Genomic DNA, 6,328 nt, shown 5'->3' on the forward strand with positions numbered 1-6,328 from the left:
CTTGATCCGGTATCTCCACCCATGGAGGCACCCAGGCAAAGGAGCGTGTGATGGCAGTGATCTCGGGGACGACATCGAACAGCGGATTCAACGGCCAATTGAATGACCGACTTGAAGACCGAATGGATGACCGACTGGATAACCGATTGAATCGGCGCCAGGCGCTGGCCCTGGCGGCCGGCGCCGTGGCGGCAGGGCCCGCCAGCGTGCTGGCGCAGGCCGGCTTTGCCACGCGGCCCGTGCGCATCGTCGTGCCCTTTGCGGCGGGCGGCGCCACCGACGTGATTGCGCGCATCCTGGGCGAGCGCATGGCCCAGCAGCTGGGCCAGACCGTGGTGGTGGACAACAAGCCCGGCGCGGCCGGACTGATCGGCGGCGAGATGGTGGTCCGCTCCGCGCCCGACGGGCTCACCCTGTTGCTGGGCACCACCTCCACCATGCTCACCAACAAATACCTCTACAAGAAGACCGCCTACGACCCGTTGACCGACCTCACGCCCCTGTCGCGCGTGTGCATGGCGCCCATCGCCCTGGTGGTCACGGCCGACGTGCCCGCCTCCAACCTGCGCGAATTCATGGCCTGGGCCCAGGCCAACGCGGGCAAGCTCTCGTATGGCTCCTACGGCATAGGCTCGCACGGCCACCTGGCCTGCGCCGTGCTCAGCGACATGGCCGGTGCCGGCATGGCGCATGCCGCCTACCGGGGCGAGGCGCTGATGGTGCAGGACATGCTGGGCGGGCGCATCCCCATCGGCATGGGCAGCCTGCTCACGCTCAAGCCCCACATCGATGCAGGCAAGCTGCGCGCCCTGGCCGTCACCGGCACGCGCCGCGTGCCCCTGCTGCCCGAGGTGCCCACCTTTGCCGAGGCCGGCTACCGCCACGAGGCCATGGAACTGTCCGGCTGGCTGGCCATCGCCGGCCCCAGGGGCCTGCCGGCCGACCTCACGCGGCAATGGGGCGAAATCTCCAACCGCGCCGTGGCCAGCCGCGAAGGCACGGCCCGCATCATCGCGGCCGGCTTCGTCCCTGTCGATGACGACAGCCCTCAGCGCTTCGGCAAGGCCTGGGCGCAAGAGGCTCCGGTCTGGGGGCGGCTGCTGCAGTCGGCGGGGGTGCAACCCGGTTGATGGCGCACAGCGGCCCTGGTTGCCCAAGGCTGCACTCATGCCCTGTGCTGTAATCGCCCCTCCTCAGGCGGCCCCGGTGGTGCAATGCCATGACGGGACAGCCCGTGGTTTCTCAAACATTCAAGAGAGGGTATTACCGTGAGTGCATTGGTCATCAAGGCCTGGAAGGCCAGCGAGCAACCCATAGACGACAAGGGCAACCACATTGCCATCACAGGCCGCGAAGGCGGCCTGGTCGCCTGGATCCTGTCCAAGGTCAACATCGATCCCACCACCACCATCCGCGTGGGCAGCGAGCGCCTGGAGTTCAGCAGCGCCTCGCTGTCGGGCACCCAGTCGCGCCTGATCCCGCTGCAGGGCATCTGCTCCACCTACTACGGCTATCACAAGCCCTGGAAGACGGCGCTGGGCATCGGTGCCCTGTCCCTGTTCATGGGCGGGTCCATGATGGCCCAGAGCTTCTTTGCAGGCCTGGTGGTCATGCTGATCGGCTGGGGCATCGCGGCCATCATCTACTTCCTGAACCGCACCCTGACGCTGGGCTTCATCGAGAACAGCGGCGCAGTCAACGGCATCCAGTTCAAGCGCTCGGTGATCGAGAACATCGACATCACCCAGGAGCAGGCCAGGCAGGTCTGCGAACTGATGCAAAAGCTGATCGAGGCCAAGGAAAAGCGGCTCTGACGACGCGGCGGCACGCAAGTGCCGTCCGGCGCCATCCGGCGCCGCGCGTGCCCTGCGCTCAGGCCTGTGCCGGGCTGCGCGCCATCAGCTTGAAGGTGCCGGTGGCCAGGGCCACCAGGGTGCCGTCCTCGGAACGCACTTCGCCGCGCGCGAAGCTGATGGAGCGGCCGCGCCGCTCGCAGTGGGCGGTGGCGATGAGATCGCCGCTGCCGGCCGAGACGTAGTGCAGCGTGAGATCGATGGTGGCCACGCCGAAGGCCGTGGGGTCATGCGAGCGGCAGGCCGAGGCCAGGGCGCAGTCCAGCAGCGAGGCGATGGCGCCGCCGTGCACGTCGCCGCGGCTGTTGGCCTGGTCCGGTTGAAAGCCCATGCGGATCTGGGCGCGGTCATCGCCGATGCGTTCACCGCTGAGCTTCATGGCGCGGGCCATGGGCATGGGCAGGCCGAAGAGGATGCCGGGCGCCTCGCCTTCGAAGGGGTTGGCCGGGTGGTCTTTGATGGGTGTATTCATGGACATGATCATCGCATTGGGCGCGGCGCTCGAGACTGGCGTGTACCGACTCCGGGGCACCGAGGAAGGGCCTACGCCGGCCGCGCCGCCCCGCACCGAGGGTGCCGCCGGTTGCCCGGATGCCCCCCTCCCGCGAAGCGAGAGAGGGCGCCGTGCACACGGGGGAAGCGGCGCAGCCGCTCAGGGGGTGACTTTCAATCCACACGTGCACCTGTCGATTTGACGACAGTGGCCCAGCGCGTGATTTCCTTGTCGATATGCGCCTGCAGCGCCTCGGGCGTGGAGCCCACGGGCTCGTAGCCGCCGGCGGCCAGCTGGGCCTGCAGCGCGGGCTGGCGCAGGGCGGAGGCGATCTCGCGGCTCAGGCGCTGGGTGGCTTCGGCGGGCGTGCCGGCCGGCGCGATGACGGCGTACCAGCCGGTCACGTCGAAGCCTGCGATGCCCTGCTCCTGGATGGTGGGCACCTCGGGCGCCAGCGCCGAGCGCTGCGGGCTGGTGACGGCCAGCGCGTGCATGCGCCCGCTGCGGATATGGGGCATGGAGGTGGAGATGCTGTCGAAGGTCAGGTCGATGTCGCCGGCCAGCATGGCGTTGACCACGCCCGCGCTGCCCTTGTAGGGCACATGGGTCATGCGCACGCCTGCCATGGAGCCGAAGTACTCGGCCGCCAGATGCCCCGTGTTGCCGTTGCCCGCCGAGCCGAAGGTGAGCTTGCCGGGGTTGGCCTTGGCGGCCTGGATGAGTTCCTGGATGTTCCTGGCCGGCAGCTTGCTGCTGGCCGCAACCACCATGGGCAGGTTGGCCACCAAAGACACGGGCGCGAAGTCGCGGCGGGTGTCGTAGGGCAGCTTGGGATAGAGGCTGTCGTTGATGGCATGGGCGGCCAGCACCATGAGCACGGTGTAGCCATCGGGCCTGGCGCGCGCCACGTATTGCGAGGCCAGCGTGCCGCCTGCGCCGGGCTTGTACTCCAGCACCACGGGCTGGCCCAGCTGCTGCTGCAGCTGCACGGCCAGAGGGCGGCCCAGCAGGTCGGCACTGCCGCCGGGTGGATAGGGAATGACCAGCTGGATGGGCTTGGCAGGCCAGGCCTCGGCAGCATGGGCGGCCGGGGCCAGCAGGGCGCAGGTCGCCAGGGCCAGGCAGGACAGCAGGCGGCGGCGCGGGAGTGGGTGCATGGGCATGGGCATGGGGGGACTCCGTTTCATGAAGTGGACAGGGCGTCGACTTGGTACTGCTCGCGCAGCGCGCGCTTGAGCACTTTGCCGATCTCGCTGCGCGGCAGGCTGGCGGCCAGCCGCAGCTCGGCCACGCGCTGGGTCTTGCCCACGCGGGCGTTGAGCCATTCGCGCAGCTCGGCGGCCGAGGGCGTGGCATCGGGGCGCGCCACGGCGTAGGCCACGGGGGTCTCGCCCCAAGCGTCGGAGGGCACGCCGATCACTGCGCATTCGGCCACCTGCGGGTGCTGCAGCAGCACGGACTCGATGTCGCTCGGGTAGACGTTGAAGCCACCCGTGATGATCATGTCCTTCTTGCGGTCACCCAGCACGATGAAGCCGTCCTCGTCCAGGCGCCCCACGTCGCCGCTGCGGATGAAGCGCAGGCCCTGGGCATCGAACCATTCGGCCTCCTGCGTCTTGTCGGGCAGGCGGTGGTAGCCGCTCATCATCCCGGCCGAGCGGCCCACGATCTCGCCCTGCTCGCCGGGCGGCAGTTCGCGGCCCTGTTCATCGATGAAGCGGATGTCGGCGCCCGGCCCTGGCCTGCCCACGGTGTGCAGCTTATCGGGGAAGTCATGGCAGTGCAGCTCGCAGCGCACGCCGCCTTCGGTCATGCCGTAGTACTCGATGAGCCGTCCGGGCCAGCGGCGCAGCACCTCGGCCTTGAGCGCGGGATGGAACGGCGCGCTGGTGCAGAACTTGTGCCGCAGGCGGCTCAGGTCGGCGCCGTCGAACCCCGGGCACTGCATCAGCCGCTGGTACTGCACGGGCACGAGCATGGTGTGGGTGGCATGGTGGCGCTCGGCCAGTTCCAGGTAGTGCGCCGCGTCGAACTTGCGCATCAGCACCAGGGTGCCGCCCAGCCCCAGGGTGGGCAGGGCCGCGACCAGGGTGGTGTTGGAGTACAGCGGCGTGGCGCACAGCGAGACGGCATCGGGCCCGTAGCCGTTGTGGATGGCGCGCTGCACATGGGCCCAGCGCATGGCCCAGGACTGGACGATGCCCTTGGGCACGCCCGTGGTGCCCGAGGAGTAGATGACGTTGAAGGGCCAGTCGGGCTGGGGGTGGATGGGCGTGGGTGCCGTGCCATGGTCCGCTTCGTCCGCAGCCAGCCATTGCGACCACGGCATGCCGGCTTCGACAGCGCCGTCCAGGGCCACGCATTGCAGATCCTGTCCGGCCTGCAGCGGCCATTGCGCGGCGGTTTCCGCATCGCGCAGCACCAGCCGGGCGCCGCAGTTGTCCAGCATGGCGCTCAGGTGGCCGGCCGTGGCCGACGGGGCCAGCGGCGCCACGGCCACGCCCGCGCGCAACGCACCCAGGAAGGCCAGCACGTACTCGGGCGAGCTGCCCGCGCAGATGGCCACCACGTCGCCGGGGCCCAGGCCCTGGCGTTGCAGGCGCAGGGCCACGCGGTCCATGCCCAGGCGCAGCGCGGCGTAGTCGAGGCTGCGGCGGTCCATGGCCAGTGCGGTGTGGCGGGGGCGCTGGCTGGCCTGCAGCGCGACGAGTTCGGGCAGCGAGCCAAAGGACTGGCGCAGCAGGGCGGCGATGTCTTCTTGCATGGGAGGGGCGGGAGGGACGGGAGGGGAGAACTATTCCAGCGACAGGCCTGCGGCCTTGACGATCTGGGCCCAGCTCTTGCGTTCCTGGGCGATGAAGGCGTCGTACTCGGCCGGTGTCTCGCCACCGGGCACGCCGCCCAGGTCGGCAAAGCGCTGGTGCACCTCGGCCGTCTGCATGGCGCGCCGGGCCGACTGCTGGATGCGCTCGACCACGGCATCGGGCGTGCCGGCCGGTGCCAGCAGCCCGAACCAGGCCGTGACCTGCATGGGCACGCCGGCCTCGGTCATGGTGGGCACCTCGGGCAACTGGGCCGAGCGCGTGGCGCTGGTGATGGCCAGCGCGCGGAACTTGCCGCTCCTGATGTGCGGCATGGAGCTGGGCAGGTTGTCGATCATGTAGTCCACCTGCTGGCCCAGCAGCGCCGTGACCGCAGGCGCGGCCCCGGGAAAGGGCACGAGCGTGACCTCGATGCCGGCCTTCTGGCGGAACATCTCAGAGGACATGTGCGGCGACTGGCCCACGCCCGACGTGGACACGTTCAGGCGCCGGGTCCTGGCCAGCTCCACCAGCTCGCGCACGCTGCGCACGGGCGAATCGGCATGGACCACGAGGATGTTGGGCACGGAGATCACATTGGTGATGCCGCGCAGGTCGCTTTCCTTGTAGCTGAGCTGCTTGTACAGGCTGAAATTGATGGCCACCGGGCCGATGTTGCCCATGAGCAGCGTGTAGCCATCGGGCCTGGCGCGCGCCACCTGGGCCGTGCCGATGCTGCCGCCGCCCCCGCCCTTGTTCTCCACCACCACCGAGGTGCCCAGGTCCTTGCCCATCTTCTCGGCCAGCACGCGCGCGGCAATGTCCGTGGTGCCGCCAGCGGCGGCCGGCACCACGATGGTGATGGGGCGTTCAGGCCAGGCCGCCGCCAGCGCGGCGGCAGGAGCCAGGGAGAAAAAAGGCAAAGCGGCCAGCAGGGCCTGCAGGCTGCGGCGGACGGTCATGGGCAGTCTCCAGTTCACTGCCCGCAACGATAGAAAACCCTGGGCCACAGGGCACCAGGGTTTGACTGGAGATCCGCTTCGCCATTCGGAAACCCGCGCTTAGGCCCACTGGAACGGGTGCTAACCCCTTGCCAGCACCAGAAAAGAGCCCAAGAAAAAAGGCGCCGGTACGACTCACACTCATAGGTGACACATCAGTACAAGGACATGGGTAACAGA

At 69.2% G+C, this 6,328-nt stretch carries 6 protein-coding genes; 2 read left to right on the top strand and 4 right to left on the bottom strand.

What is annotated here, in order from left to right; translation table 11 throughout:
• The first annotated feature begins 50 nt into the window (after window positions 1-50).
• Together AC5I49_RS14050 and AC5I49_RS14055 are read left to right on the top strand one after the other, a co-directional pair.
• Window positions 51-1,130 carry a Bug family tripartite tricarboxylate transporter substrate binding protein gene (locus tag AC5I49_RS14050; RefSeq protein ID WP_026062768.1) on the top strand — a complete coding sequence of 360 codons (1,080 nt, stop codon included), beginning with the start codon at window positions 51-53 and terminating at the stop codon, window positions 1,128-1,130.
• Between the two features lie 138 nt (window positions 1,131-1,268).
• Window positions 1,269-1,814 carry a hypothetical protein gene (locus AC5I49_RS14055; RefSeq protein ID WP_046242087.1) on the top strand — a complete coding sequence of 182 codons (546 nt, stop codon included), beginning with the start codon at window positions 1,269-1,271 and terminating at the stop codon, window positions 1,812-1,814.
• Window positions 1,815-1,872: 58 nt separating this feature from the next.
• Here the strand turns inward: AC5I49_RS14055 and AC5I49_RS14060 are convergent, their stop codons facing one another.
• The 4 genes from AC5I49_RS14060 to AC5I49_RS14075 form a co-directional block, all read right to left on the bottom strand.
• On the bottom strand, window positions 1,873-2,325 hold the full coding sequence (locus AC5I49_RS14060; protein ID WP_017406880.1) for a PaaI family thioesterase: 453 nt from the start codon (window positions 2,323-2,325) through the stop codon (window positions 1,873-1,875).
• A gap of 194 nt (window positions 2,326-2,519) precedes the next feature.
• Window positions 2,520-3,509, bottom strand: a complete 990-nt coding sequence (locus AC5I49_RS14065) for a tripartite tricarboxylate transporter substrate binding protein (RefSeq protein WP_154833082.1) — start codon at window positions 3,507-3,509, stop codon at window positions 2,520-2,522.
• Window positions 3,510-3,529: 20 nt separating this feature from the next.
• Window positions 3,530-5,110 carry a class I adenylate-forming enzyme family protein gene (locus tag AC5I49_RS14070; RefSeq protein ID WP_495789525.1) on the bottom strand — a complete coding sequence of 527 codons (1,581 nt, stop codon included), beginning with the start codon at window positions 5,108-5,110 and terminating at the stop codon, window positions 3,530-3,532.
• A 30-nt stretch (window positions 5,111-5,140) separates the two neighbouring features.
• The gene (locus AC5I49_RS14075) at window positions 5,141-6,109 is read right to left on the bottom strand and encodes a Bug family tripartite tricarboxylate transporter substrate binding protein (protein ID WP_495789526.1); all 969 of its coding nucleotides are present in this window, start codon (window positions 6,107-6,109) and stop codon (window positions 5,141-5,143) included.
• Between the last annotated feature and the right edge of the window lie 219 nt (window positions 6,110-6,328).

The organism is Delftia sp., assembly GCF_059499305.1.